Source organism: Paraburkholderia sp. BL25I1N1 (genome assembly GCF_003002025.1).
Lineage (GTDB): Bacteria > Pseudomonadota > Gammaproteobacteria > Burkholderiales > Burkholderiaceae > Paraburkholderia.
In genome coordinates this window covers 238,051-264,710 of sequence record NZ_PVZB01000009.1, presented here as the reverse complement: position 1 = coordinate 264,710, position 26,660 = coordinate 238,051, and the positions used below count along the sequence as shown (strand labels likewise).

Annotated in this window: 29 protein-coding genes; 22 read left to right on the top strand and 7 right to left on the bottom strand. The window is 63.6% G+C overall.

Annotated features, from left to right (window positions below; all coding sequences use genetic code 11):
• Positions 1–38 precede the first annotated feature (38 nt).
• Positions 39–851, bottom strand: a complete 813-nt coding sequence (locus B0G73_RS15925; protein WP_106282275.1) for a type III pantothenate kinase — start codon at positions 849–851, stop codon at positions 39–41.
• Entirely contained in the window at positions 848–1,741 is an 894-nt protein-coding gene (locus B0G73_RS15920; protein ID WP_106282274.1) for a biotin--[acetyl-CoA-carboxylase] ligase, read from the bottom strand. The genes B0G73_RS15925 and B0G73_RS15920 overlap by 4 nt, the downstream gene beginning before the upstream one ends.
• Positions 1,742–1,846: 105 nt before the next feature.
• Here B0G73_RS15920 and B0G73_RS15915 point away from each other — a divergent pair, with 105 nt between their 5' ends.
• The 10 genes from B0G73_RS15915 to B0G73_RS15870 all read left to right on the top strand — a co-directional run bounded on the left by B0G73_RS15915 (position 1,847) and on the right by B0G73_RS15870 (position 10,589).
• Positions 1,847–2,980, top strand: coding sequence for an ABC transporter permease (locus tag B0G73_RS15915; protein ID WP_106282273.1), 1,134 nt, complete (start codon positions 1,847–1,849; stop codon positions 2,978–2,980).
• Positions 2,977–3,855 carry an ABC transporter ATP-binding protein gene (locus tag B0G73_RS15910; protein ID WP_106282272.1) on the top strand — a complete coding sequence of 293 codons (879 nt, stop codon included), beginning with the start codon at positions 2,977–2,979 and terminating at the stop codon, positions 3,853–3,855. Before B0G73_RS15915 ends, B0G73_RS15910 begins: the two co-directional genes overlap by 4 nt.
• A 16-nt stretch (positions 3,856–3,871) precedes the next feature.
• The gene (locus B0G73_RS15905) at positions 3,872–4,834 is read left to right on the top strand and encodes an MlaD family protein (protein WP_106282271.1); all 963 of its coding nucleotides are present in this window, start codon (positions 3,872–3,874) and stop codon (positions 4,832–4,834) included.
• A gap of 58 nt (positions 4,835–4,892) precedes the next feature.
• On the top strand, positions 4,893–5,519 hold the full coding sequence (locus B0G73_RS15900) for an ABC-type transport auxiliary lipoprotein family protein (protein WP_106282270.1): 627 nt from the start codon (positions 4,893–4,895) through the stop codon (positions 5,517–5,519).
• Between the two features lie 31 nt (positions 5,520–5,550).
• On the top strand, positions 5,551–6,708 hold the full coding sequence (locus B0G73_RS15895; protein ID WP_106282269.1) for a VanZ family protein: 1,158 nt from the start codon (positions 5,551–5,553) through the stop codon (positions 6,706–6,708).
• A 135-nt stretch (positions 6,709–6,843) separates the two neighbouring features.
• On the top strand, positions 6,844–7,167 hold the full coding sequence (locus B0G73_RS15890) for a ferredoxin (protein WP_106282268.1): 324 nt from the start codon (positions 6,844–6,846) through the stop codon (positions 7,165–7,167).
• Between the two features lie 8 nt (positions 7,168–7,175).
• Positions 7,176–7,820 carry an alpha/beta hydrolase gene (locus tag B0G73_RS15885; protein WP_106282267.1) on the top strand — a complete coding sequence of 215 codons (645 nt, stop codon included), beginning with the start codon at positions 7,176–7,178 and terminating at the stop codon, positions 7,818–7,820.
• Between the two features lie 319 nt (positions 7,821–8,139).
• Positions 8,140–9,369: a D-alanyl-D-alanine carboxypeptidase family protein gene (locus B0G73_RS15880; protein ID WP_106282266.1), complete on the top strand. Its 1,230-nt coding sequence runs from the start codon at positions 8,140–8,142 to the stop codon at positions 9,367–9,369.
• A gap of 13 nt (positions 9,370–9,382) precedes the next feature.
• A complete protein-coding gene (locus B0G73_RS15875; protein WP_106282265.1) occupies positions 9,383–10,348 on the top strand; it encodes a D-amino acid aminotransferase in 966 nt (321 codons plus the stop codon).
• Positions 10,320–10,589 (top strand): DUF493 family protein, encoded by a 270-nt coding sequence (locus tag B0G73_RS15870; RefSeq protein ID WP_106282264.1) that lies wholly within the window; start codon positions 10,320–10,322, stop codon positions 10,587–10,589. The genes B0G73_RS15875 and B0G73_RS15870 overlap by 29 nt, the downstream gene beginning before the upstream one ends.
• Before the next feature lie 21 nt (positions 10,590–10,610).
• Here the strand turns inward: B0G73_RS15870 and B0G73_RS15865 are convergent, their stop codons facing one another.
• Positions 10,611–11,579: a transcriptional regulator GcvA gene (locus B0G73_RS15865; RefSeq protein ID WP_106282263.1), complete on the bottom strand. Its 969-nt coding sequence runs from the start codon at positions 11,577–11,579 to the stop codon at positions 10,611–10,613.
• Between the two features lie 98 nt (positions 11,580–11,677).
• Here B0G73_RS15865 and B0G73_RS15860 point away from each other — a divergent pair, with 98 nt between their 5' ends.
• The 3 genes from B0G73_RS15860 to lipA all read left to right on the top strand — a co-directional run bounded on the left by B0G73_RS15860 (position 11,678) and on the right by lipA (position 13,956).
• Complete coding sequence (locus tag B0G73_RS15860) at positions 11,678–12,004, top strand: DUF2917 domain-containing protein (RefSeq protein WP_106282262.1); 327 nt, start codon at positions 11,678–11,680, stop codon at positions 12,002–12,004.
• Between the two features lie 205 nt (positions 12,005–12,209).
• Entirely contained in the window at positions 12,210–12,935 is a 726-nt protein-coding gene (gene lipB, locus B0G73_RS15855) for a lipoyl(octanoyl) transferase LipB (protein ID WP_106282261.1), read from the top strand.
• A 13-nt stretch (positions 12,936–12,948) separates the two neighbouring features.
• Positions 12,949–13,956 carry a lipoyl synthase gene (lipA, locus tag B0G73_RS15850; RefSeq protein WP_106282260.1) on the top strand — a complete coding sequence of 336 codons (1,008 nt, stop codon included), beginning with the start codon at positions 12,949–12,951 and terminating at the stop codon, positions 13,954–13,956.
• A gap of 119 nt (positions 13,957–14,075) precedes the next feature.
• On the opposite strand, the gene B0G73_RS41220 is transcribed toward lipA, so the two are convergent.
• Together B0G73_RS41220 and B0G73_RS15845 are read right to left on the bottom strand one after the other, a co-directional pair.
• Positions 14,076–14,210: a hypothetical protein gene (locus B0G73_RS41220; protein WP_258193327.1), complete on the bottom strand. Its 135-nt coding sequence runs from the start codon at positions 14,208–14,210 to the stop codon at positions 14,076–14,078.
• Positions 14,211–14,266: 56 nt separating this feature from the next.
• Entirely contained in the window at positions 14,267–14,713 is a 447-nt protein-coding gene (locus tag B0G73_RS15845) for a hypothetical protein (RefSeq protein WP_106282259.1), read from the bottom strand.
• Between the two features lie 274 nt (positions 14,714–14,987).
• Between B0G73_RS15845 and tauA the strand changes: the two genes are divergently transcribed.
• Genes tauA through B0G73_RS15830 form a run of 3 tightly spaced genes read left to right on the top strand, consistent with a single transcriptional unit; the run spans position 14,988 to position 17,716 of the window.
• On the top strand, positions 14,988–16,010 hold the full coding sequence (gene tauA / locus B0G73_RS15840) for a taurine ABC transporter substrate-binding protein (RefSeq protein WP_106282258.1): 1,023 nt from the start codon (positions 14,988–14,990) through the stop codon (positions 16,008–16,010).
• 42 nt (positions 16,011–16,052) lie between these two features.
• Entirely contained in the window at positions 16,053–16,850 is a 798-nt protein-coding gene (locus B0G73_RS15835) for a taurine ABC transporter ATP-binding protein (protein WP_106282257.1), read from the top strand.
• Positions 16,847–17,716 (top strand): ABC transporter permease subunit, encoded by an 870-nt coding sequence (locus tag B0G73_RS15830; RefSeq protein ID WP_106282256.1) that lies wholly within the window; start codon positions 16,847–16,849, stop codon positions 17,714–17,716. The genes B0G73_RS15835 and B0G73_RS15830 overlap by 4 nt, the downstream gene beginning before the upstream one ends.
• A 25-nt stretch (positions 17,717–17,741) precedes the next feature.
• On the opposite strand, the gene B0G73_RS15825 is transcribed toward B0G73_RS15830, so the two are convergent.
• Entirely contained in the window at positions 17,742–18,431 is a 690-nt protein-coding gene (locus B0G73_RS15825) for an HAD family phosphatase (RefSeq protein WP_106282255.1), read from the bottom strand.
• A gap of 218 nt (positions 18,432–18,649) precedes the next feature.
• Between B0G73_RS15825 and B0G73_RS15820 the strand changes: the two genes are divergently transcribed.
• Positions 18,650–20,317: a Na/Pi cotransporter family protein gene (locus tag B0G73_RS15820; protein ID WP_106282312.1), complete on the top strand. Its 1,668-nt coding sequence runs from the start codon at positions 18,650–18,652 to the stop codon at positions 20,315–20,317.
• Between the two features lie 24 nt (positions 20,318–20,341).
• Here B0G73_RS15820 and B0G73_RS15815 read toward each other — a convergent pair whose 3' ends face one another.
• Positions 20,342–21,112: a DeoR/GlpR family DNA-binding transcription regulator gene (locus tag B0G73_RS15815; RefSeq protein ID WP_012431579.1), complete on the bottom strand. Its 771-nt coding sequence runs from the start codon at positions 21,110–21,112 to the stop codon at positions 20,342–20,344.
• 311 nt (positions 21,113–21,423) lie between these two features.
• Here B0G73_RS15815 and ugpQ point away from each other — a divergent pair, with 311 nt between their 5' ends.
• From ugpQ to B0G73_RS15790, 5 genes are all read left to right on the top strand, one after another.
• Positions 21,424–22,212, top strand: coding sequence for a glycerophosphodiester phosphodiesterase (gene ugpQ / locus B0G73_RS15810; protein WP_106282254.1), 789 nt, complete (start codon positions 21,424–21,426; stop codon positions 22,210–22,212).
• A 108-nt stretch (positions 22,213–22,320) separates the two neighbouring features.
• Positions 22,321–23,436: an ABC transporter substrate-binding protein gene (locus B0G73_RS15805; RefSeq protein WP_106282253.1), complete on the top strand. Its 1,116-nt coding sequence runs from the start codon at positions 22,321–22,323 to the stop codon at positions 23,434–23,436.
• 136 nt (positions 23,437–23,572) lie between these two features.
• Entirely contained in the window at positions 23,573–24,511 is a 939-nt protein-coding gene (locus B0G73_RS15800) for an ABC transporter permease subunit (RefSeq protein WP_106282251.1), read from the top strand.
• Complete coding sequence (locus B0G73_RS15795) at positions 24,508–25,299, top strand: ABC transporter permease (protein WP_106282249.1); 792 nt, start codon at positions 24,508–24,510, stop codon at positions 25,297–25,299. The genes B0G73_RS15800 and B0G73_RS15795 overlap by 4 nt, the downstream gene beginning before the upstream one ends.
• A gap of 46 nt (positions 25,300–25,345) precedes the next feature.
• Positions 25,346–26,416 carry an ABC transporter ATP-binding protein gene (locus tag B0G73_RS15790; protein ID WP_106282247.1) on the top strand — a complete coding sequence of 357 codons (1,071 nt, stop codon included), beginning with the start codon at positions 25,346–25,348 and terminating at the stop codon, positions 26,414–26,416.
• Positions 26,417–26,660 lie beyond the last annotated feature (244 nt).

Here is a 26,660-nt window from a genome sequence, read left to right as displayed (position 1 = left end):
TCCAGAAGTTGAGCCACCGTTATGCCGTTGGTCGCGATTCAGTTGCCGCGTTCCAAGGCGCGCTCGGCAGCAATCAGCGCGAGGCCGGACAGCACCAGCGAATCGTGGCGAGTATGCGGCACTTTCAGTGCGCTCGCCACTTCGTCCACGGCGCCGCCGCTGACTACGAGCCGCACCGGCACCTGCCATTCATCCTGCAAATCGCGCCACATCCGTTCGATCAAGCCCGCTTGCGCCAACGTGCAACCGGCGGATAGCGAGCGCGGCGTGTCCGTCGCGAAGAACGGCCCGCCGCGCGCCGCGTCGGGCATGCCGCCGTCGAGCAGACCGCGTGCGGCGTGGGCGTCGAGCGTCGGCAGTTGCGCGGTGTGTTCGCCCAGCGAGCGCATCATCAAGCTCCAGCCTGGCGCGATCAGACCGCCGACAAAGCAGCCGTCCGCGCGCAACGCTTCCAGCGTGGTCGCCGTGCCGAATGTCGCGATCAGCAGATGTTCGCCGGGAAACGCCGCATGCGCGCCGATCATGCCGGCCCAGCGGTCGCTGCCAAGTGCATGCGGCGTGGTGTAGCTATTGGTTACGCCGCATTGCTGCGCGGAAGCGCGGATAGTCGTGAGCGACAGCTGTGGCCAGCGTGCGTCGAGCAAGGCGGCAATCCGCGCCGCGACATTTTCACCCGCGACATTGGACAACCACGCGCCGCGCGGCCTCGGCAAGTTTGACCAGTCCGGCTGATCCGCGCCGCCGTGAGCCAGCGCGCCGGCCGCGATCTGCGTACCGTCCGCCTGAACCAGCGCCCACTTGATACGGCTATTGCCCGCGTCGATCAGCAAATCAGGCGCGCCGCTCGTCATGCGGCACCGTCGGCCAGACGCAGCGAAACGTCGCCGGTCGCAACGACCTCGCGGCCGGTGGCGGTGTCGAGCAGCAACTGGCCGCGCTCGTCGACGCCCGCCGCCACCCCACGCATCTGTTCCTGGCCTTGGTCCAGCAACACCACTTCGCGGCCCGCATAAGCGTGCACCGCGTTCCAGCGTGCCTGAAACGGCGCGAAACCTTCAGCGCCGAAGCGCTGCAAGGCGGGTTCGAGCGCGTTCAGTTCGGCGGCGAGCGTGTCGGTGAGGTTGGCGTTGGGCAGCGCGCGCTGCAAGGCGGTCGGCGCGGTGCCGCGCGCCTGCGGCGGCACGCCGGCGTTCAACGCGCCGACTTTGGCCGCGAGTTCGTCCGCGCCCTTCACATTGGTGCCGATGCCGATCACCACCGCGCTGGCGTCGTCGGTGCTCCACGCGGTTTCGATCAGGATGCCGGCCAGCTTGTCGCCTTCGAGCAGGACGTCGTTCGGCCACTTCAGCGCGATCTGGCCGGGACCGGCAACCGGCAGCGAGCGCAGCCCGTCGACCAATGCGACGCCCACCGCGAGACTCAGGCCTGCGAGCCCTTCGAGCGGACGCGGCAATACGCACGCCACCGAAAACAGCAGCGCATTGCCGGGCTCCGCATACCACGGACGACCGCGGCGGCCACGCCCGGCGGTTTGCAGATACGCGACCCGCACGATCGGCCGCGGCAGCGCGCCGGCCTTGCGCGGCAGCGCTTTGACGCGCGTCATCAGGTCGGCGTTGGTCGAGCCGGTTTCCTCGACGATTTCGATCGGCCAGTCGTGCGCGTGCGGGCCGAACAGCGCGACGGCGCGCTCGCGGTCGATGCGCCAGTCGCCTTGGGGGGGAGTCTTGGACGTGTTCATGAATCATATTGTAGCGATAGCGAACCCGTTGAGTCCGCGGGCGCAGTTGCCGCGCCGCGCCTTCGTTACAATGGCCGCTAATCCGATAACCAGATTCAACGATCCTTGAACTACGACACTCCGCCCGGCCTCGAAGTCGCGGCAGGCAGCCAAGGCAAGATCGTCCGGCTCTCGGGCCAGTGGACGGCGCTCGCGCTCGCGCGCGACAGAGCCACTGGGCACGTGATCCCTCTGCTGCGCTCGCTGGTCGGCGCCGAAGGCATCGGTCAATGGGACTTGTCGCGTATCGACCGGATGGACCACGTGGGCGGCCAGGCGTTGTGGCGCGTGTGGGGCCACAAGATGCCCCCGGACACTACGCTGACCGACACGCAACGCGACATTTTCGAGCGCATCGCCTTGCTCGACACCGTGCGCGAAACGGCCGAGCCGGTGGTCAAATTCGATCCGCTCACGCGGCTCGGGCTTGCGATCTTCTCGTTCTTCGAGCATCTGTATGGCGGCGTGGCGATGCTCGGGCGCGTCGTGCTCGACCTGTTGGCGATCGCGCGCAAACCGAAAATCACGCCGTGGACCGAGATATCCGCGAACATCTATAACGCCGGCACCAAAGCCATGCCGATCACCGCGCTGGTCGCCTTCCTGATCGGCATCGTGCTCAGTTATCTGTCCGCGCAGCAACTGCGGCTGTTTGGCGCAAACCAGTACATCGTCAATATTCTGGGGCTTTCGGTGATTCGCGAACTGGGGCCGGTGCTTGCGGCGATTCTGGTGGCAGGCCGCTCAGGTTCGGCGATCACCGCGCAGATCGGCGTGATGCGCGTGACCGAGGAACTCGACGCCATGCGCGTGATGGGCATCCCGCATGGCCTGCGGCTGATCCTGCCGCGCGTGGTCGCGCTCGGCGTGGCCATGCCGTTGCTCGTCATGTGGACCAATATCATCGCGCTGACGGGCGGCGCGCTTGCCGCGAAGATCGCGCTCGGCATCGACATGAACTATTTCGCGCGGGCTTTGCCGGGCGTAGTGCCGGTCGCGAATCTGTGGATCGGCTTGGGTAAGGGCGTCGCGTTCGGCATGCTGATCGCGATCGTCGGCTGTCATTTCGGTTTCCGTATCAAGGCTAATTCGCAGAGTCTGGGCGAAGGCACGACGACCTCGGTGGTGACCTCGATTACCATCGTAATTCTCGCGGACGCCGTGTTCGCGATCCTCTTTCAGAACGTGGGGCTCGGATGATCGCGCCACTCACTCAGGCCGTGCGCGGCCAGCCCGTACCCTCGATCGCCGAGCCGGTGATCGAAGTGATCGACGTGACCAAGCGCTACGGGCGCAACATCGTGCATCAACATCTGAATCTGGACGTGCGGCGCGGCGAGATCGTGTCGATCGTCGGCGGCTCGGGTTCCGGCAAGACCACGCTGGTGCGGCAGATACTCGGGCTGGAGCGGCCTTCGTCGGGCACCATCAAGCTGTTCGGTGAAAATCTCGCGACCATCTCGCCGGAAACCGCGCTGCTGATGCGCAGCCGCTCCGGCATGCTGTTCCAGCGCGGCGCGCTGTTCTCGTCGCTGTCGGTGTTCGACAACATTGCGCAGCCGGTGCGCGAACTCGGCAAGGTGCCCGAGGATCTGTTGCGCGACATCGTGATGCTTAAGCTGGAAATGGTCGGCCTGCCATGCAAGCACGCGTCGAAAATGCCGTCGGCGCTGTCGGGCGGCATGATCAAACGCGTGGGCATTGCGCGCGCGATCGCGCTCGAACCGGAACTGCTGTTTCTCGATGAACCGACCGCCGGGCTCGATCCGCAGGCGTCGGACGAGTTCGTCGAGCTGATCTCCGCGCTGCATCGCGCGCTCGGCCTGACGGTGGTGATGGTCACGCACGATCTCGACACGATGATCGCGTTGTCCACCCGCGTCGCCGTGCTGGCGGATCGCAAGGTGCTGGTGGCCGCGCCGGTGGAAGAGGCGGCGGGCGTCGATCATCCTTTCATCCGCGAGTATTTCCTCGGCCTGCGCGGGCGCCGCGCGTTGCAGGCGCTGCCGCCGGAGCGCCGCGCGAGGCTGCCGCGGGCGGCGCTCGAGCCGGCATCGTCCGAATTGCCGCTGTGAACCAGGGAACCTGACAATGGAAAACAAATCACATGCCTTCTGGGCCGGGCTCTTCACGATCGTTTTGCTGGTGGCTATCGCGGTGGCGGCTTTTTTGTTCAATGTCGACCGTTCCGTGCGAGTGCCGTACGATCTGATCGCGCGCACCAACGTGACGGGCCTGTTTACCGACGCCGCGGTGCGTTATCGCGGGCTCGACGTCGGCAAGGTGCAGTCCATCAAGTTCGATCCGGCTCATCCGGGGCAGATTCTGATTCGTATCCTCGTCGATACGCACGCGCCGATTACCCATTCGACGTTCGGCAGCCTGGGTTTTCAGGGCGTCACGGGTATCGCCTTCATCCAGCTGGATGACAATGGGCGCGATCCGACGCCGCTGGCGTCGTCGTCGAAACAGGTGGCGCAGTTGCCGATGCGCCCCGGCTTGCTCGATCAACTGCAGCAACGCGGCGACGTGCTGCTGCGCAAACTCGAAAAAGTCACGGACGACGTCGACAATCTGCTGTCGCCGGAAATGGCCGCGCAGTTGCTGGGCACTGCTGCAAGCCTGCAGAAAGCCGCCGACGGCGTGGCTACGCTGACGCAGAAAATAACGCCGGCCGCAGGGATGCTGCCCGGCACGATCAACCGGCTGGATCGTACGCTGGCGTCGACCAATCAGCTGATCACCAGCCTGAACCGGCCGAACGGCCCGTTCGAGACCAACCTGAACAAGGTCGGCACGGCCGCGCAGCAAGCCGGCGACGCGCTGGTGTCGATCAACGGCGCCGTGCAGGAACTGTCGTCGCGGGTCGGCTACGACACCTTGCCGCGCGTCAATTCGCTCGCTGAAGACGTGCGCTCCGCGGCCCGCTCAGTGGACCGCGCCGCCGACACGTTCAGCACCAGCCCGCGCAGCGTGCTGTTCGGCGCGCCGGGTGCGGCGCCCGGCCCCGGCGAAGCAGGCTTCAAATGGCCCGCCGCGCGCGCGGCCCAGTGAGGTTGAAGCAATGAAGTTGAAGCATTGATTCTGAAGGTTTGAAGAAAGGAAGATTGTCATGTCACGCTCGATTCACCGATTCCTGTCCTCGAGCGCCGCGCTGGCGGTGCTGCTCGCATTCGGCGTGCTCGCCGCGGGCTGCGCCGGCACGCCGGCGGCGCTTTCGGACATCCGCTACGACTTCGGGCCGCCGAGTCCGGCGGCGTCCGCCGGCGCGTCGCCGGCCGTGAAGGTGCTCGATGTGAGCGCGCCCGACGTGCTCGAGTCGGACAAGCTGATGTACCGCCTGAGCTACGCCGACGCGCAGCAGACCGCTGCGTACGCAAACAGCCATTGGACCATGACGCCCTCGCAGTTGCTGACCCAGCGTCTGCGTGGCGCGCTCAGTTCGCGCGGCACGGTGCTGACCGGCGCCGACGGCGTCGCCGCACCGGTGTTGAAGGTCGATCTGAGCGAGTTCGAGCAGGTTTTCGACAGCCAGTCCGAAAGTCACGCCGCGGTCACCGCGCGCGCCACCCTCACGCAAAGCGGCAAGGTGCTCAGTCAGCGCACGTTCATCGCGCGGGCGCCGTCCAGGTCGGCGGATGCCGCCGGCGGCGCGCAGGCGCTCGCCACCGCCAGCGACGATCTCGTCTCGCAGATCGGCGCGTGGCTCGGCGTGCAGGCGCTGGTCGCCGCGCAATGACCGGCTTGCAGCGCACATTGCGGAGCGCTGCATGAGCGTGAAACCCTGGGCGCGCCGTCCGTCGGTGCTCGCCCGGCAGGCGCTGGTGCTGTACACCGCGTTGATCGTCTACGGTTCGTGGTATCCGTTTTCGGGCTGGCGTTCGCTTGGCCTCGGTCCGTTTGCCTATCTGTCCGATCCCATGCCGCAGTACCTGACGGCGTTCGACGTCGTCACCAACGTGCTCGGCTATATGCCATTCGGCGCGCTGGTGGTGCTCGCGGCGTATCCGCGTTGGCGCGGCACGCTGGCGGTCGCGTTCGCCTTCGTGCTCGGCGGGCTGCTGTCCGGCGTGATGGAGGCCGTGCAGACATATCTGCCGACGCGTGTCGCCTCCAACCTCGATCTCGCCGCCAACGCGCTCGGTGCGCTGCTCGGCGCGGCGATCATGTCGCCGGCGACGGGCGCGCTGCTCGATCGCGGCTTGCTGCGGCGCGTGCGGCTTCTGTGGTTCGAGCGCGATCGGGCCGCGCTCGCGTGTCTGGTCGCGGCGTGGCCGTTCGCGACGATGTACCCGGCGCCGCGCCTGTTCGGTCTCGGCAACTGGCCGCGCGCCCTCTGGCTGCGTTTCGATTCGACCACGCAAGACGCCTTGCTCGCATGGACGCCGCCGGGCTGGCACGTCGGCGCTTGGCCAGCGCTCGTCGCCGCGTGGCTGCCTGACGACGCATGGGAAGCGGTGATCACCACGCTCAACCTGTTCGCCGCGCTCGCGCTGGCATCGCTGCCGGTGCGCCGCCCTGCGCCGCGTGTGCGCCTGTTGCTGCTGTTTATCGTGATCACCTTGTGCGTGAAGGCGGGCGCGACCTTTCTGCAATCGCAGTCCGGTCTCGCGTTCGACTGGGCGACGCCTGGCGCGTTGGTCGGTCTTGTGTGCGGGACCGCCGCGGCACTCCTCGCGTTGCGCCTGCAGCGCCGATCGCGCGCCGCGCTTGCGGGTGTCGCGCTGACGATCGCGCTGGTGTTCGTCAATCTGCTGCCCGTGAATCCATACTTCGATGCCGTGCTCGCCGACTGGCGGCAAGGGCGTTACCTGCACTTCAACGGACTGGCGCACTGGCTCGCGTGGATCTGGCCGTATGCGGCGCTCGTGTGGCTGGCGTATGTGGTCGAACAGGCGTGGCTCAAGCGGCGCGTGAAACACACGTGAAGGGGAGCGGCGGGTGGCGCGGCGGTGGACCGCGTCAGCGACCGCTAGCCCTGCTCGTTATAATCGTTCGCACAACTGGCGCGCCGCGTGCATCCAGCGCCATTCCCCACACCGACCGTCTCGCCTCCGGACATCATGGACTCCTTCTATAAGTACCACGTCTTCTTCTGTCTCAATCAGCGCGAGCCTGGCGCCGAACGCCCAAGCTGCGCGAACTGCAACGCACAGGAGATGCAGGAGTACGCGAAGAAACGCGTGAAAAAACTGGGTCTCGCCGGTCCAGGCCAGGTGCGCATCAACAAGGCCGGCTGCCTCGACCGCTGCGAACTCGGCCCGACGCTCGTCGTGTATCCGGAAGGCATCTGGTACACCTACGTCGACGAGAGCGACATCGACGAAATCGTCGACTCGCACCTCGCGAACGGCAAGATCGTCGAGCGTCTGAAAATCGATCAATAAGCTTCGCCATGAACGTACACACAAAAAAATATCTGATCGACGGCCCGGTCGGCAAGATCGAGGTCGCGCTGGATCTGCCCGACGAAACGCGCGAAAACGGCGCGGCGCCGCGCGGCATCGCGCTGGTCGCGCATCCGCATCCGCTGTTCGGCGGCACGATGGACAACAAGGTCGCGCAGACGCTCGCGCGCACGCTCGTGCAGTTGAACTACGTGACGTATCGCTCGAATTTTCGCGGCGTTGGCCAAACGCAAGGCGAGCATGACGCGGGCATTGGCGAGCGCGACGACCTGCGCGCCGTGCTCGATCACATGCGTGCTCAACCGGGTCAAAGCGATCTGCCCCTCGTGCTGGCGGGTTTTTCGTTCGGCACATTCGTGTTGTCGCACGTGGCCGCGCAGTTGCGCGAAGAAGGCGAGCAGATCGAGCGAATGGTACTGGTCGGCACGGCCGCGAGTCGCTGGGAGGTCGCCCCGGTGCCGGAAAATACACTCGTGATTCACGGCGAAACCGACGAGACAGTTCCCATTCAATCCGTTTACGACTGGGCGCGGCCGCAAGAATTGCCGGTTGTCGTAATTCCGGGTGCGGAGCATTTTCTGCATCGCAAGCTGCACGTTCTGAAGCGGATCATCGTCGACGCCTGGCGGTAAGCGGCGCGCGATGTGTGTTTTCCGGGGTACAGGTACGCACAAACGCAAATTAATCGCCGGCCTTTGCGCAAAGTAACGGGGAGAGCGCGCGTATAATGGCGACTCTTTTTTGGGCGCAGCGCCGCCCATCCGGCAGTTCGCGCGACGCGTAGCGTCTTTTCGCGCGCAGCGGTGCCGGATGCCGGCGTGCTGCGCGAACCGATCGCGTGGCCGGAAGTCCAATGGGCGCCGCGCCGTTTTTACGGCCAGACGCTCGCCGACCGGCTCTTCCAAACTCTGCGCCCTGCGCGCGCTGTATTTTTCTGCACGAATCGACCCTATGCGTTTTTCCACCTCCGGCCGCACGTCATTCCCTTCAGTTGCTTCCTTTGTTCCTTCTACGCTTAGCCGTGCCGTGACCCTCGGCGTCGTGCTGCCGGCCACGCTCGTCGCCAGCACCGCGTTCGCGCAAGTCCCGCCGCCGGCCGTGAACGCGCGCTCGTGGGTGCTCGTCGATGCGACCAGCAACCAGGTGCTCGCCTCCGGCAATCCGGACGAGCGCGTGGAACCGGCGTCGCTAACCAAGCTGATGACGGCGTACCTCGTCTTCGAAGCGCTGCAGACGAAGAAGATCAACATGGAACAGACGGTCATGCCGAGCGAAGCGGTGCGCCGCGTGCGCACGGACGAATCGCGCATGTTCATCGAAGCCAACAAGCCGGTGACCGTGCACGATCTGGTGTACGGCATGATCATCCAGTCGGGTAACGACGCGGCGATCGCGCTGGCCGAACTGGTTGGCGGCAGCGAGTCGCAGTTCGTCAACATGATGAACACGGAAGCGCAACGCCTCGGCATGAAGAACACGCATTTCGCCGACGTGAACGGCATGCCCGATCCGCAGCACTACACCACGGCGGGCGACCTCGCGGTGTTGTCGGCGCGTCTGATTCGCGACTTCCCTGACTACTACAACATTTTCTCGGTCAAGGAATTCACGTACAACAAGATCAAGCAGCCGAACCGCAACCGTCTGCTGTGGATCGACCCGACGGTCGACGGTCTGAAGACCGGTCACACGCAAGGCGCCGGTTACTGCCTGATCGCGAGCGCGAAGCGTTCGCTGCCGGGCACGACCGACGCGTCGCGCCGTCTCGTCTCGGTCATGATGGGCGAGACCAAGGAACACGACCGCGTGCAGGACAGCCTGAAGATGCTGAACTACGGCTACAGCGCGTATGACACGGTGCGTCTGTACAAGGCGAATCAGGTGGTGGGCACGCCGCGCGTCTACAAGGGTGCGCAGGACACCGTGCAGATCGGCGTAAAGAGCGACCAGTACATCACCGTGCCGAAGGGCATGGGCGACAAGGTGAAGCCGCAGATCGAGCAGATCGATCCGCTGATCGCACCGATCGCGAACGGTCAGCAAGTTGGTACCGCGAAGCTCGTGGCCGACGGCAAGGTGCTCGCGCAGTTCCCGATCGTGGCCCTGCAGGCTGTGCCGCAAGCGGGCGTGGTCGGCCGTGTGTGGGATTCGCTGATGCTCATGTTCAACAAGAAGAAGTAAGAGCCTGATTGCAATGACCGCTGTTGCCGATGTTTCGCCTGATCCGATTGTCTTTTTGAACGGCGAGTTGGTGCCGTTGTCCGAAGCGCGCGTGCCGGTTCTCGACCGCGGCTTTATCTTCGGCGACGGTATTTACGAAGTTGCGCCTTTGTATGCGCCGACCGGGGGCGCGGGCGGCCGCACGCCGTTCCGTTTCCAGCAGCACCTGGCGCGCCTCGCGCGCTCGGTCGACAAGATCGGCATCGTCAATCCGTTTGACGACGCCGGCTGGCGTGCGTTGATCGAACGCGTGGTCGCGGCGAACGAGATGGACGGCGGTTTGCGCGCCGATCAGGACGCAATTGCCTATATTCAGGTCACGCGCGGCGTCGCCAAACGCGGTCACGCGTTTCCGGCCGGCATCCAGCCGACCGTGTTCGTGATGGTCACGCCGCTGAACCTGCCGGACGCGGCGCAGCGCGCGCAAGGCGTGCGTTGCGTGACGGCGGAAGATCGCCGCTGGCTCAATTGCGACATCAAGTCCGTGTCGCTGCTCGGCAACGTGCTGATGGCGCAATATGCCGCAGTGAACGACGCGTTCGAGACGATCCAGTTTCGCGACGGCATGCTGACCGAAGGGTCGTCGTCGAATGTGTGGATGGTGAAGGACGGCGTGTTGTCCGCGCCGCCGCGCAGCCACAAGATTCTCGAAGGGATCCGCTACGGCCTGATCGAGGAACTGACGAGCGAATGCGGCATCCGTTTCGAAGCGCGTGAGATTACCGAAGCCGAACTGCGCGCGGCGGACGAGATCATCGTCAGCTCGGCAACCAAGGAAGTGCTGCCGGTCACGCAACTCGATGGCCGGCCGGTCGGCGAGGGTAAGCCGGGTGCGGTCTTTGCGGCGCTGTATGCGGCGTATCAGCGAGCCAAGGCCCAGCAAGCGCGCGAGGCACAGCAAGGAGTAGAGAATGAGTTCCGTGAACGAGTCACTGTTTGAGTTTCCTTGCGATTTCCCGATCAAGATCATGGGCAAATCGCACCCCGAGTTCGCCGAGACGATCGTCACGGTGGTGCGGCAGTTCGACAACGAGGTCGATGCCTCGCGCATCGAAACGCGGCCGTCCAGCGGCGGCAACTACACGGGCCTGACGGTCACGGTGCGCGCCACGAGCCGTGAGCAGCTCGACGATATCTATCGCGCGCTCACTGGCCATCCGATGGTCAAAGTGGTGCTTTAAAGCCCTTCGTTCGTATACGTGTTACGGCGTGACGTGCAATGCGTTCGCCGATAGATCGGCGCTTGCGGCAGGTCGTAGCTCGCAAGCCTGGTCGAACAACTGCTTGAAGCGTCCCACCTCCTCGAATACCCAGTCGTGAAACGCTTTCACACGGGCGGTTTCGAGCATCTGCGGCGTGCAGATGAAGTAGTACTGCCACGGGCTCGGCCCATCCACATCGAAAAGCCGCACGAGGCGGCCCGCCGCGATTTCTGGCATGGCCAGTGAGCGGCGCGTGAGCGCGACGCCCTGGCCGTCGATGGCCGCCTGCAGCAGATTCGACGAATCCTGGTACAGCACGCCGCGCTTCGGCTCGGGCCAGTCGGTGAGTCCGGCGGCGTCGAACCAGGGACGCCAGAGTTCGTCGTCGGAGCGCAGCAGCGGGACTTTGGCCAGATCGGCCGGCGTTTGCGGCAGCTTGCCGCCATTGAAATCCGGCGCGCAGGCGGGAAAGAAAATCTCCTCCAGCAGCAACTCCGAATGCAGACCCGAATATTTGCCGAAGCCGAAACGGATCGCCACGTCGACGTCGTCGCGCGCGAAGTCCGTGAGCGCGTTGGTGGACAGCAGTTCGAGGTCCCACTGCGGATGCGCCTCGATAAAGCTGCCGACGCGTGGCGTCACCCAGCGCGCGGCAAACGACGACAGCATGGACACCACCAGCCGCCGCTCGCGATCGCCGGCGCGGATTTCGCGGGTGGCGTCGGCGAGCGCCATCAGCGCCGAGCGCACGTGCGTGGCGTAGCGCCGGCCGGTTTCGGTGAGCCGCACGCGCTTGCCGTCGCGCGCGAACAGCGAGACGCCGAGTTCGGCTTCGAGCGCGCGGATCTGGTGGCTCACGGCGCCGTGAGTGACGAAGAGTTCGTCGGCGGCGCGCGAGAAGCTTTCGTGGCGGGCGGCCGCTTCGAATGCCTTGATTGCGTTCAGGGCCGGTAATTGCCGAAGGTCCATGGCAATATTTCTCACATAGAGGTGAAAATAGATCGTTTTGCGTAAACCCTTGTTACGCCTAGGATTGTAGTCATGAAACGACTTTTTGCGAGGGCATCATGCGAGAAATTTCCTCTAGCATCGCGTTTGAAATCCGCACTGGCGAGACAGTTCCCCTAAAGGTGGCACGCAGCACCAGGCTGGTCGTTCGTGGCGGCGCGGTTTGGGTCACGCGCAGCGATGACACGGAAGATTACTGGCTGCAACCTGGTCATACGCTGCGGTTGCGGCGCGGTGAACGGCTTTGGCTGAGCGCCGAGGGCAACGGGCAAGCGAGAGTGGCATTTTCAGTGCCGACACGCTGCGACGAGCGCGCATTGAACTGGTTTGCGCGCGTCGGCGAACGGTTGGTGGCGCGTGTACGAGGCGGCTGGCGTACGGTTTGAAGGCACTGTTGCAGGCGCGACGGTGTAACCGAATCGCGCGCCGCAGCGGGACGTGGCGGGTGCCACCGGCACAGCCTGGCACTACCGGCGCGGCCGCGCCACGGTGAATTGGCACTTCGAGGCGCGGCCACGTTACAGAGGCCTGGCGCTTCCAACTCCGCCGCTGTCGGCGGGAATTCCCAGATTTCGGTAAACTGCGGGGACCATGTGCGCCACCCCGGTTTCCCCAAGTCCCTCACCCTCCACGACACCGCTCACGCTGCGTTGGCGTGGCAGCGAACCCTACGAAGCCAGTTTCGAAGCCATGCGCGCGTTCACCGACGAACGCACGGCCGACACCCCCGACGAAATCTGGCTAGTCGAACATCCACCGGTCTTCACGCTAGGCCAGGCGGGCGATCCCGCCCATCTGCTGGCCGCCGACAGTGGTATTCCTCTGGTGAAAGTCGACCGGGGCGGTCAGATCACCTATCACGGGCCGGGGCAGGTAGTGGCCTACCTGCTGCTCGATTTGCGCCGCCGCAAGTTGATGGTGCGCGAACTGGTCACGCGGATCGAGCAAGCCGTGATCGACACCCTTGCGGCGTATAATCTCGCCGGAGAACGAAAGGCGGGCGCCCCCGGTATCTACGTGGCGCCCGGGCCTGACGTCGGGCTGCACGCCGGCGCCAAGATTGCGGCGCTGGGTCTGAAGATCCGCAACGGCTGCAGTTATCACGGCGTGAGCCTGAATGTGAACATGGACTTGCGGCCGTTTCTGGCCATCAACCCATGTGGCTACGCGGGGCTCGAAACAGTCGATATGGCAACGCTTGGCGTTGCCGCCGGCTGGGACGACGTGGCCCGCACCTTTGCAGAACGCCTCACGGCAAACCTCGACGGCAGTCCCGCGGCCGTCGCCCAACCGCAGGCCGGTGCCCTCACCGCCTGACTGGATCGAACGAATGACTGACGTTACCGCGAACCTCGCAGCTTCCCCCGCTCCTGACGCCGTGCCGGCTTCCGCCGCTGCTTATGACGCGACCGCAAAGCAGAAGGCGCAGGCCAAGACCGCCCGTATTCCGATCAAGATTGTCCCGATCGAAAAGCTCAAGAAGCCCGACTGGATCCGCGTCAAAGCGGCGACCGGCAATTCGCGTTTCTACGAAATCAAGCAGATTCTGCGCGAGCACAACCTGCATACGGTGTGTGAAGAAGCGAGCTGCCCGAACATCGGCGAATGTTTCGGCAAGGGCACGGCGACCTTCATGATCATGGGCGACAAGTGCACCCGCCGCTGTCCGTTCTGCGACGTCGGCCACGGCCGACCGGATCCGCTCGATGTGGACGAACCGGGTAACCTCGCGCGCACCATCGCCGCGTTGAAGCTCAAGTACGTGGTGATCACCAGCGTCGACCGTGACGATTTGCGTGACGGCGGCGCGGCTCACTTCGTGGAATGTATCCGTCAGACGCGCGAGCTTTCGCCGGAGACGCGCATCGAAATTCTGACGCCGGACTTCCGTGGCCGTCTGGATCGCGCCATCGGTATTCTGAATGCCGCGCCGCCCGATGTGATGAATCACAATCTCGAAACGGTGCCGCGTCTGTACAAGGAAGCGCGCCCGGGTTCGGACTACGCGCATTCGCTGAAGCTGCTGAAAGACTTCAAGGCGCTGCACCCTGAAGTCGCCACCAAGTCCGGTCTGATGGTCGGCCTCGGTGAAACCGAAGAAGAGATTCTGCAGGTGATGCGCGACCTGCGTGAACACGACGTGGACATGCTGACGATCGGACAGTATCTGCAGCCGTCGGAGCACCATCTGCCGGTGCGTTCTTACGTGCACCCGGACACGTTCAAGATGTACGAGGAAGAAGCGTACAAGATGGGTTTTACGCACGCAGCCGTGGGCGCGATGGTTCGCTCCAGCTACCACGCCGATTTGCAGGCGCATGGAGCTGGTGTGGTCTGAGCGTTTTAGCTAATAGCTGTCAGTATGAGAAAAGCCTGCACGCGTTGCAGGCTTTTTTCTTGTGGGCGGTCCGATTCTGAATGCCGATGCAGCGCAGTTTCGCGCTTCTCCGCGAAGAATTACCGGTAGTAACGTGCGAGCAGCATGCAGATCGAGGCGATCGTGCTACCAATGACTGAAAATGGAGCGGCCAGTTCGATCAGGCGATCGCGCACATCGCGATTCTCCATGACGTAGTCGATCAGATTGGGCATTTGAGTTCTCCCTGTTGGACGTGCTTAAAAGTATAGCTCAGAGGGTTGCTATTTAGTTAGTTTAACGAATAATGAGATAGGGCGAATGAGGCGGCCACTGCAGCGGTCATGATCGTGGATGTCCACATCAACTTCCGCTCACGTGCCTCGTCGCCGTGACGATAGTCAGGATTTGGCGTTGAGTCAGCAGCGCCGAACGACACGAGGATGGATGCCACGACGAGAAATAGAACATGCCAGAGCAGTCCCGCCAACATGAAAGCCAGCCGGCTGTTCGTCGATGCATCGCCCAACGCGCTGCCGATTTCATAACACGCGCTGGCGCACATTGAGATGACGACCCAGAGAAGTTGACCGTTCTGCACGGAACGTATCGCAATACCATTGGACGACTGCCGATAGAACCGCGAGAAGCTCAACAGAGGCAGCAGCGCAAAGGGCGCACACACCGGCACGCCGACGTTGAAAAGCAACCAGCTAAGGCGGCCAACGAAATCGATCATAGGAATGCGAAGGTTTAGTGACGCAACGATATTCCCGCCGCGTCGAGCGCGGGTCAATCTGCCGAACGGCCAGCTTGCGCACACAAGCCACTATCCGCGATCATTCGCTGGAACCGCCCGACTGCCCGTCGCAGCAGTGGCCGCAAACTAACCGAACGTGAAAAGCAATGCTCAAACAGCGTGATTAGCAATGCCGGATTAATTAGAACCGGCCGCGAACAAACTGCCTATAGTCGAAAGCCTCCCGAACAACACCTGCTCAAGGGGCTTTCCGATGAACCGCATCCTCCGTCCGCTTGCCGCGTTCGCTACGCTGCTCGCATTGTCCGCGCCGTTTGCTTGCGTGGCGCACGCCGACACCAAAGAGGTCGTGATCGCGTATCAGGACATGGTGGTGCCATGGCGTTACGCGCAGGCTACCGGTAAAGTGGAGAAAGCCACCGGCTACAAAGTCACCTACCGCAAGCTGGGCAGCGGTGCCGACGTGATCCGCGCGCTGGCCTCCGGTTCGGTGCAACTCGGTGAAGCCGGTTCGAGCCCGATCGCCGCGGGTCTGTCACAGGGCGTGGATATTTCGCTGTTCTGGATTCTTGACAATATCAACGACGCCGAAGCGCTGGTCGCACGCGACGGCTCCAATGTAACGAGCGTCGCCGGTCTCAAAGGCAAGAAGATCGGCGTGCCGTTCGTATCGACGTCGCACTTTCACACGCTGGTTGCGTTGCAGAGCGCCGGCGTGAATCCGTCCGACGTCAAGATCGTCAACCTGCGCCCGCCTGAAGTCGCGGCGGCGTGGGAGCGCGGCGACATCGACGCGACGTATATCTGGGACCCGGTCCTGGCCAAGGTCAAGAAAAACGGCAAGGTGCTCATCACGTCGGGGCAGGTCGCGCAACAGACCGGCAAGGCGACCTTCGACGGCTTTGTCGTCGATCGCAAGTTCGCTAGTCAGAACGCCGAGTTCGTCGCGCGCTTCGTGAAGGTGCTCGCCGCGACCGACGCCAGTTACCGCGACCACTCGTCCGCATGGACCGCAGCGTCGCCGCAGGTCGAGGCGGTTGCCAAGGAGTCCGGCGCGAACGCGCAGGAGGTGCCGGCGAGCCTCGCGCTATACGCGTTCCCAACGCCGTCGCAGCAGGCTTCGAATGCATGGCTCGGCGGCGGCGCGCAATCGGGCGCGGCGAAGTCGTTGGCCGCTACCGCGGCGTTTCTGAAGACGCAAGGCACGATCCAGAACGTGCTGGCCGACTATTCGACCGGCGTCGATCCGCAGTTCGTGCAGCGCGCGGCGCATTGATCGTCGCGCACCGTGTTCCATTGGCATCATGAGGTCCGGGCGATGAGCGGTCTTGAAATCCGGCGACTGCACGTCGCCTATGAAGGCGCGCGCGGCACGGCGCCGCATGTCGCGCTCGCCGACGTCGATCTGCGGATTGAAGCCGGCGAGTTCGTGGTCGCGCTGGGCGCGTCGGGTTGCGGCAAGACGACCTTGCTCAATTGCATTGCCGGCTTTATCCCGCCGACGGAAGGTGAAGTGAGATTGAATGGTGAGCCTGTGCTCGGACCGGGCGCGGACCGCGGCGTCGTGTTCCAGAAGTACGCGTTGATGCCGTGGCTCGATGTGCTCGACAACGTCGCACTCGGTTTGCGCTTTCAACGTGTGCCGAAGGCGGAGCGCGAGCGCATCGCGCTCGACATGCTGAAACTCGTCGGACTTGAGAAGCATGCACGCTCGCGGGTCTATGCGTTGTCGGGCGGCATGCAGCAGCGCGTGGGTATTGCCCGCGCGCTTGCCAGCGATCCGCAAGTGCTGCTGATGGACGAACCGATGGGCGCGCTCGACGCCCTGACGCGCGAGTCAATGCAGGAACTCGTGCTCGATGTCTGGGGCCGCACACGCAAGACAGTGTTTTTCATCACGCATAGCGTCGAAGAGGCGCTCTTTCTTGCGACCCGTCTCGTCGTCATGACGCCGGGACCGGGCCGCATCGCCGATAGCTACGACCTGCCGTTCGCATGGCGTTTTCTACAGACACGCGATGCACGCGCGGTGAAGTCGTCGGCGGATTTCATCGAATGGCGCGAGCGGCTGGTGCATCGGCTGCATGAGCGCAATCGGGACGAGGTGGTGTCGTGACGGCTTCGCGTCAATCTTTGGGTGACGCGCCGCTCGCGCAGACTAGCAAGCGGCCGCGGCAAACCGGGCGGCCCGTGCGCGGCTGGCGTCTGCCGGGCGAAGGTCCGACTGCGGCACTGAGTGCGCTGTCGGTCGCGACGCTTGCAGCATTGTGGTGGCTTGCCACGCATCTGCATTGGTTGCCGCCGCTATTTCTGCCGACGCCCGAAGCGGTATGGAGCGCCTTCCTCGATGCGTGGCACGGCCGCATTCAAGGTGGCTTGCCGCTCTCGGAGCATCTCGCGTGGAGCGCGTTGCGCGTGTTCGGCGCGTTTGCTTTGGCCGCGCTCACGGCTGTGCCGGTCGGTATCCTGATGGGCGTGAGCCGGGTCGCGCGCGGCCTTCTCGATCCGCCGCTCGAGTTCTATCGACCGTTGCCGCCGCTCGCTTATCTGCCGCTCGTGGTGATCTGGTTCGGCATCGACGAAACGGCGAAGATCGTCGTGATCTATCTTGCCTGCTTCGCGCCGATTGCCATGGCCGCGCGCGCCGGCGTGCGCAGCGCCACCATCGAGCAGATTCATGCGGCGTATTCGCTGGGCGGCCGCTTCCCGCAGATCGTGCGGCATGTAGTTTTGCCTGCGGCGTTGCCGGAGATTCTCACCGGCCTGCGCATTGCAATCGGCTTCGGCTGGACGACGCTGGTCGCCGCGGAAATGGTCGCGGCCACTGCGGGCCTGGGGCAGATGGTGCTCAACGCGTCGAGCTTTCTACGTACCGACGTGGTGGTGATGGGCATCGTGCTGATCGGGTTGATCGCCTGGCTGTTCGATCTGGGCATGCGCGCATTGGAGCGGCGGCTCGTGCCTTGGAAAGGGCGCGTATAACGCAGAGGCCGCGCACGGTCAGCGCTCAGGCTCGGTCAAACAGTTCGATCACCGGCCAGCCGCGTTCCGTGGCAATGGCGCGCAAACGCGTATCAGGATTGGTCGCGACCGGATTCGTGACGCGCTCCATCAACGGCACGTCGTTAATCGAATCGCTGTAGAACCAGCTCTGCGGGAAATCCTGCAGACGGTGTCCGAGCGAGGCCAGCCAGCTCTCGGTGCGCGTGATCTTGCCTTCGCGGAAGGTGGGTATGCCGACCGCCATCCCTGTATAGCGCGCCAGCGGATCGCCGTCTTCGGTGTCAAGTTCGATTCCCAGCAGATGCTCGAAACCGAGCGCCTTGCCGATCGGCTCCGTGATGAACACATTGGTGGCGGTGACGATGCAGCAAAGATCGCCCGCATCCAGATGCCGTTGTACGAGCGCGCGCGCTGCCGGCAGGATGGCCGGCGCAATCACCTGCTGCATGAACTGCTCATGCCACATGTCCAGTTGCTCGCGCGAGTGGCGGGCAAGCGGCGCCAGTGTGTAGTTCAGATAAGCGGCCATGTCGAGCGTGCCGGCCACGTACTGCTGGTAGTAGTCGTCGATTTCCTGCGCGTGCCGCGCGGCGCCTTCTATCCCCAATCCGGCAATGAAGTGGGCCCACGCCTGATCGCTATCCAGCGGCAGCAAAGTGTGATCCAGGTCGAACAGCGCAAGGTTGCGGCTCATCCAGCGTTCCCGTGGTTAGGTGGTCGAGTGGCAGGAGTCGCCGCATGACTGACCATGAGCCGGCACACAGCAATCCACAGCTTTACCCGAGCCTATATTTAAAAGCACAAAATTACAATAAGGCAAAAATATGCAACACTACTGTCATACGCCCCGGGTGCCGGTTCGCGCGGCATGCGGTTCGGGTCATGGCAGCAGGAATGGATGCGCAGTGCCTTATGTTGATTCTCCTAAACCTTCTGGCCGGTGTGGCACTCCTCGTGTGGGGTTCGCATATTGTGCGCACCGGCATCCTGCGAGTCCTCGGCGCCGACCTGCGCAGTGTGCTGGGACGCAGCACCAGTAGCCGCGGGCGGGCCTTTCTCTCGGGTGTCGGCGTTACGAGTCTTGTGCAGAGTAGCAATGCCACCGCGGTGATCGTCACATCGTTCGCGGCGCAGGGATTGTTGCCGCTCACCAGTGGCCTCGCGATCATGCTCGGCGCAGACGTCGGCACCGCATTGATGGCGCGGATTCTCACGCTCGACCTATCCTGGTTGTCGCCGATCCTGATTCTGCTCGGCGTGCCGCTGTTCCTGTCACGCAAGCAAACCCGTCTCGGCCAGGCCGGCCGCACGTTGATCGGCCTCGGTTTGATCCTGCTGGCGCTGCGTCTGATCGTCGAAGCCGCGCAGCCGATGATGCACGGCGCCGGCGTGCGCGTCATGTTCGGTGCGTTGACCGGCGACACCATGCTCGACGCACTGGTCGGCGCCGGGTTCGCCATGCTGTCCTATTCGAGCCTCGCCGCCGTGTTGCTCACCGCAACACTTGCCTCGTCTGGCGTGATTTCGCTGAAGGTCGCGCTGTGCCTCGTGATCGGCGCGAATCTCGGCAGCGGCCTGCTCGCGCTGCTCGGCACCGTCGCGCAAAACGCGGCGGCGCGGCGTCTTGCTTTGGGCAGCTTTGCGTTCAAGCTGGCCGGCGCACTGCTGATCCTGCCGTTCACTTCGCTGCTCGCACGGGGTTTGCCGGTACTGATCGCCAATCCGCGTGAAGCCACGGTCGGCTTCCACCTGATCTACAACACGCTGCGCTGCTGCGCGTGCCTGTCGCTGATCGACCCGGTGGCGCGTATCTGCGCGCGGGTGTTGCCCGACCGGCCGGTGCCGGGCGGTGAGTTGCGGCCGCTCCATCTGGATGCCACCGCGCTGTCCACGCCGACGCTCGCGCTCGCGCATGCCTCACGCGAGGTGCTGCGGATCGGCGACATCGTGCGATCCATGCTCGACAATGTCGCGGATCTGATCCATCACAACAATCTCGACAAAGCGCGCGAAACGGTCCGCATGGACGACGACGTGGATGAGCTCTACGCCGCCGTCAAATCCTATCTGACGCTGATCTCGCGCGAGCAACTCGACGAGGCCGACAGCCGCCGCTGGACCGACATCATTTCATTGACGATCAACCTGGAGCATGCGGGCGACATCATCGAGCGGATCGTGGGCGACATCGAGGAAAAGAAGATCGCTCATCGCCTGTCGTTTTCGGAAGAAGGGCTGGGCGAACTGGACGACTTGCAGGCGCGGCTCGTCAGCAATCTGCAGCTTGGCCTGTCGGTGTTTCTGAATAACGATCTGCGTTGCGCCGAGCGCCTGCTCGCGGAGAAGGAGCGCTTTCGCGATCTGGAGCGCGCCTATTCCTACCGGCATCTGGACCGGCTTACCGGACAAACCTTGCGAAGCATCGAGACAAGTGCGCTGCATCTCGATCTGATCAGCGACATGAAGCGGCTCAATTCACTGTTCTGTTCGACCGCCTATCCGGTACTCGACGCAGCCGGCGCGTTGCACGACACGCGCTTGCGCAAGCGTTCGCTCGATACGATGCACGTGAAGGAATAACGCTCGAGTCTCCCGACCCAAACCCTAAGCAAGCACGATCTCTTCGAGCTTCTTTTTCAGCGATGCGAAATCGGCGGCTTCGGCCGCTTTTTTGTTGGTGACGAGCACGTCGATGCGATCGACCGGGCAGTACGAGATACGGCTGCGCTGACCGATCTTGCTGTAGTCGGCGAGGATCACCACGCGGTCCGCGTTGGCGACCATGGCGCGCGCCACTTCGGTTTCGGCGTGATCGTAATTGGTTGCGCCATGCCGGTGGTCGACGCCGACCGGCGACAGCAGCGCGAGGTCCGCGCGATAGCGCTGGATGTCGAGCACGGTGGTCGCGCCGGTGGTTGCCATGGCGCGGTCGCTGATCGAGCCGCCGAGCAGGATGACTTCGTTGGCGGCTTCGGTCTGATCGACCGCGCCGCGCATCTTCAGTGCGACGTCGATCGAATTAGTGACGATGGTGAGGTTGGCGAGCTTCGCCAATTCTTCGGCCAGCGCGGCGGTGGTGGTGCCGGCGTCGATGAACAGCGTCTGGCCGCTCGCGATCAAACCCGTGGCCGCCTTCGCAATCGCCGTTTTGGATTTGACGCGCATGTGGGCGCGTTCGGCGATCGGCGCTTCGTCGGCGGGCTTGATCGCGCCGCCGTGCACGCGCCGCAATTCACCGAGCGCTTCGAGATCGAGCAGGTCGCGCCGCACGGTTTCGCGCGATACCCCGAGGTCCGCCATGATGCGTTCCGTGGACACGCGTTGCAGCGTGGACAGCAACGCGCGAATTCTCTGATGACGGTCTTCCTGCCACATTCATTTTTCCCTGGATGCGTACGCGCGTTGGTTCAGCCTGTATTTAACTGCGACATCGTGGTCACGAATGTGTGTCCGGACGATGTCAAGCCTACTACTTTAGACGAATTGTGTTGTATTTTTTTGGCAGCTTGCAAGTTTGTGTATTTCAACTTAGCCTTCGCAGATCGAAGCGCGCAGTCTATTCGAACATCAAATGTTCGGAAAGGAACTGAAGTCCGCGCATGCCATCATGATGGCCGAGGCGGTGGTGACGGCCGGGAACGTGTCGAGAGCATGGTCAACCCGCTCTATCTGAAAGGTAACGAGACGTGGGAAACGGGATTAATCGCACCTTATCCGCAGACTGGCCTTATCCGCGACTGGCCGCCCATCGCTGCGGCGGCACGCTGGCGCCGGAAAACACTCTCGCCGGTTTCGACGCCTGCGTGCGTTATGGCTACCGCATGGTCGAATTCGACGCCAAGCTATCCGCCGACAACCAGCTCTTCCTGCTGCACGACGACACGCTCGAGCGCACCACCAACGGTCGTGGTGCCGCCGCCGAACACACATGGCAGCAGCTGGCGACGCTCGACGCCGGCTCTTGGTACGGACCGCAATTCGCCGGCACGCGGTTGCCGACGCTTGCCGAGGCGGCCGAACGCTGCGCGCGCGACGGCATTGCGGCCAACATCGAAATCAAGCCGTGTCCGGGCCGCGACGAGATCACCGGCACGCTGGTGGCGCGCGGCGCGCTGACCTTGTGGCAAGGACAGAAGACACCGCCGCTGCTGTCGTCGTTTTCGTTCGAGGCGCTCGCCGCAGCGCGCGACGCGGCGCCGTCCGTGCAACGCGGCATGCTGTTCGACGAAATTCCTGACGACTGGCTGCGCATCGTGCGTGAACTGGACTGTGTGTCATTTCACGCGAACCAACGCTATCTCACCGAGCGGCTGGTCGCGGAGGTTCACTGCGCCGGCCTGCGCGTGCTGGCCTACACCGTCAACGAACCGGCGCGCGCGCAACTGCTCGCGCAATGGGGCGTCGACATGATTTGTACAGATCGCATCGATACACTGCGACACGACATGTTCCCAGTGCCGGCCAACCCGGCCTGAGCGACATGGCGCGGGCGCGCAAGTGCGAACTTGCAGAGGCGCGCGCTCCGAAGTTCGAACCAGAAATTTTCCAAACGTAGCAATTTCGGCAGAGGATGGGGAACGACTATGAACCGCACCGCGTTAGCTCGCATACTTTCGATGTCGGCCGTTGCGGGTGTCGCCGCCGCCGGCGCTAGCAGCAGCGCTTCGGCCGCGCCGCTCGACGCACTGATCGCCGCAGCCAAGCAGGAAGGCCAACTCACCGTGATCGCGCTGCCGCACGACTGGTGCAACTACGGCGAACTGGTCGCCGGCTTTCAGAAGAAGTACGGCATCAAGATCAACGAACTGAATCCGGATGCGGGTTCGGGCGACGAAGTCGAAGCCATCAAGGCTAACAAGGGCAACAAGGGGCCGCAGGCGCCCGACGTGATCGACGTGGGCCTGTCGTTCGGTCCGTCCGCGAAAGCTGAAGGGCTGCTGCAGCCGTACAAGGTCGCCTCGTGGAACTCGATCCCGAAAGAGTCGAAGGATGCCGACGGTTATTGGTATGGCGATTACTATGGTGTGCTCGCTTTCGAAGTCAATGCCGACATGATCGACAAGGCGCCGTCCGACTGGAGCGATCTGCTCAAGCCGGACTACAAGAACGCCGTCTCGCTGGCGGGCGACCCGCGCTCGGCCAATCAGGCGATCCAGGCCGTGTACGCCGCCGGTCTGTCGCAAAGCAAGGGCGATGCAAGCAAGGCCGGTCAGGCCGGCCTCACGTATTTCGCCAACCTGAACAAGAGCGGCAACTTCGTGCCGGTGATCGGCAAGGCGGCTTCGCTCGCGCAAGGCACCACGCCGATCATCGTGCGTTGGGACTACAACGCGCTGGCCGACCGCGACACGCTCAAGGGCAATCCGAAGGTGAATGTGGTGATTCCGAAAACGGGTGTGGTCGCCGGCGTGTACGTGCAGGCAATCAGCGCTTATGCGCCGCATCCGAACGCAGCCAAGCTGTGGATGGAATACCTGTACTCCGACGAAGGCCAGATCGGCTGGCTGAAGGGCTATTGCCATCCGATGCGCTACAACGAATTGGTGAGCGGCAAGAAAGTGCCGCAAGCGCTGCTCGACAAACTGCCGCCGCCGTCGGCCTACAAGAACGTGGTGTTCCCGACGCTCTCGCAACAGGACGCGTACAAGGACACCATCACAAAGCACTGGGATGAAGCGGTCGGTGCGAACGTCAAGTAAGCGGCGTAGCGTGAGCCGCGGCGGCAGCGAAACGCGCCCGCCGCGGCGCCTGAACGAAGCCTGAAGTTTTGCCGCCGGCGCGCCGCTCATTTCAGCGGCGCGTTCGGCGTTTGCCAGATTGCCCCAAGGGTGAGCTATGAGCGCTTCATCGGATGCGGGATCGGTGCAGCCGGAACTGCTGGTTCCGCCGGTGCCTACCCCAACGCCTCGCGTCGACGGTCCGGGCCGCGCGTCGCCGTTACTCGCCTGGATCGGCGTGGTGCCGTTCTTTATGTTCGCGCTGCTGTTCCTGATTCTGCCGACCGGCTTCCTGATGGTCGGTGCATTCCAGGACCCGCAAGGCCACTTCACGCTCGCCAATTTCCGTGACCTGCTCCAGCCGACCGTCATGGACGCGTACTGGATCAGCTTCAAGGTGAGCGCGGCGTCTTCACTCGGCGGCGCAGTGATCGGCTTGCTGCTCGCATGGGCGGCGGTGCAGGGCAAACTGCCAGGCTGGATTCGTCCGACCTTGATGACGTTTTCGGGCGTCGCGTCGAACTTCGCCGGCGTGCCGCTCGCGTTCGCTTTCATCTGCACGTTGGGGCGCGTCGGGCTCGTCACCGTGCTGCTGAAGAAATACCTGGGCTTCAATCTGTACTCGACCGGCTTCAGCGTCCTGAGCTTTTCCGGGCTGACGCTGACCTATCTGTATTTCCAGATTCCCTTGATGGTGCTGATCGTCACGCCCGCGCTCGACGGCCTCAAGCGCGAATGGCGCGAAGCCTGCGATTGTCTGGGCGGCTCCGCTTATCAATACTGGCGTTACGTCGCGCTGCCGGTGCTGTGGCCGAGCGTGCTCGGCGCCGCGCTGCTGCTGTTCGCCAATTCATTCGGCGCGGTCGCCACGGCTTACGCGCTGACCGGCAGTTCGCTGAATATCGTTACGATCCTGTTGTACGCGCAGATTCGCGGCGACGTGATGCACAACCAGAATCTCGGCTATGCGCTCGCGCTCGGCATGGTGCTCGTGACCGGCCTCTCGAATGGCGGCTACATCTGGCTGCGTTCGCGCGCTGAAAGGGGACGTCGATGAAAAGCCAGTCACGCGTGGGTGCGTGGACCGCGATGATCGTCGGTTCGCTGTACTTCCTCATTCCGTTGATCGCGACGTTCGAGTTCAGCCTGCGCATGAAGCGCGGCGCCTACAGCTTCGAAGCGTACAGCGTCGTGCTCGGCGATCCGCGTTTTCAGGCCTCGTTCGGCTACTCGATTCTGATGGCGCTGCTGACGATCGTGGTCGGCGTGCTGCTGGTGGTGCCGACCGCTTACTGGGTGCAATTGCGTTTGCCGAAGCTGCGGCCGGTGGTCGAATTCATCACGCTGCTGCCGCTGGTGGTGCCCGCTATCGTGATCGTGTTCGGTTATCTGCGCATCTATAACAGCAGTTCGATTCTGCCGCTCACCGGCAACGAGCGCGCCACCGATCTGCTGCTGGTATTCGGCTACGTGACGCTCTCGCTGCCGTACATGTACCGCGCCGTCGATGCCGGTCTGCGCGCGGTCGACGTGCGCTCGCTCACCGAAGCCGCCGAATGTCTCGGCGCGAACTGGCCGACGATTCTCTTCAAGGTGATCTTTCCGAATATCCGCTCGGGCATTCTGTCCGGCGCGTTCCTCACTTTTGCGGTGGTGATCGGCGAGTTCACGCTGGCGAGTCTGCTCGACCGTCCCGCGTTCGGCCCGTATCTGCAATTGATCGGAGCGAACCGCGCGTACGAGCCGTCGGCGCTCGCGATCATCGCGTTCGTGATCACGTGGGCGTCTATGGGACTGATTCAGGTATTCGGCTCGGCCCGCTCCATGAGCGGCCAGAAAGTTTGACCAACGAGTTTGATCCAACAAGTTTGACGGACTGAGGCGGCGCATCATGGCATTCCTTGAGATCGAAAATCTGCATAAGTCCTTCGGGGCGAACATTGCGCTGCATCACTTCGACATGAAGATCGAACGCGGCGAATTCATTACTTTCCTCGGGCCGTCCGGCTGCGGCAAGACGACCGTGCTACGCATGATCGCCGGCTTCGAAACGCCGACGCGCGGCATCATCCGGCTCGACAACAAGGACGTCACGCACCTTCGCACGCGACAGCGCAAGGTCGGCATGGTGTTCCAGTCGTATGCGCTGTTTCCGAACATGACGGTGGCTGAGAACATCGGCTTCGGGCTGAAGATCACGCATCGGCCACAGGCGGAGATCAATAGCCGCGTCGAAGAGATGCTGGAACTGATCAAGCTGCCACATCTGGGCGGCCGTTATCCGTGGCAATTGTCCGGCGGCCAGCAGCAGCGCGTGGCGCTTGCACGCGCGCTCGCCGGCAAGCCGCAAGTCTTGCTGCTCGACGAACCGCTCTCGGCACTCGACGCCAAGATCCGTATCTCGTTGCGCCAGGACATTCGCGCGCTGCAGCGCGAACTCGGTATCACGTCGATCTTTGTCACGCACGATCAGGAAGAGGCGCTGTCGATTTCCGACCGCATCGTCGTGATGAACGAGGGCCGCGTCGAACAGATCGGCTCGCCCTCGGATATCTATAACTTTCCGCGCACGCGCTTCGTCGCGTCGTTCGTCGGCACGCTGAATATTCTGGCCGGCCATGTGGTGGATCCGGCCACCGGCAGGATGGTGGTGGACGGCCAGGAGCTGACCACGACACAAGAACTGCCGTCGAACGATGCGGGCAAGAAGCGCCTGCTCGCGCTGCGGCCCGAAGCGATCGTGCTGGAGCCGGCCGCGCCCGGCCGCAACACGCTGAACGCCACCGTCGAAGAAGTGAATTTCCTCGGCGCGGTGGTGCGCATCAGAACCCGCGTGAAAGACGCCGTGATTTCGCTCGACGTATTCAACGATCCGAACCGCGGTTTGCCCGAACGCGGGCAGCCGGTGTCGCTCGGTTTTTCGCACGAGAATCTGCTGGTGCTGGAAGAGGGCAGCGTTTAGAGGCCGCAAGTTGGACGGCGCGCTTGCTGACTCGCCAGGCACGCCGTAGAAAGCCCTACGGGTTATCCCGAGTCCGCCGTCCCAATGCATTCCGGATTCCCCGACAGGCTTTGTCCGGATTTCCAGAATCCCGGACGGCGCGTACACTGGATCGTCAGAAAACCTATAAAAATCAAGGCGTCGATCCAGGCGTAGAGCTGGCATCGACCTTGCAAAATAGAACCCGCGGCCGCAACGGTCCGAC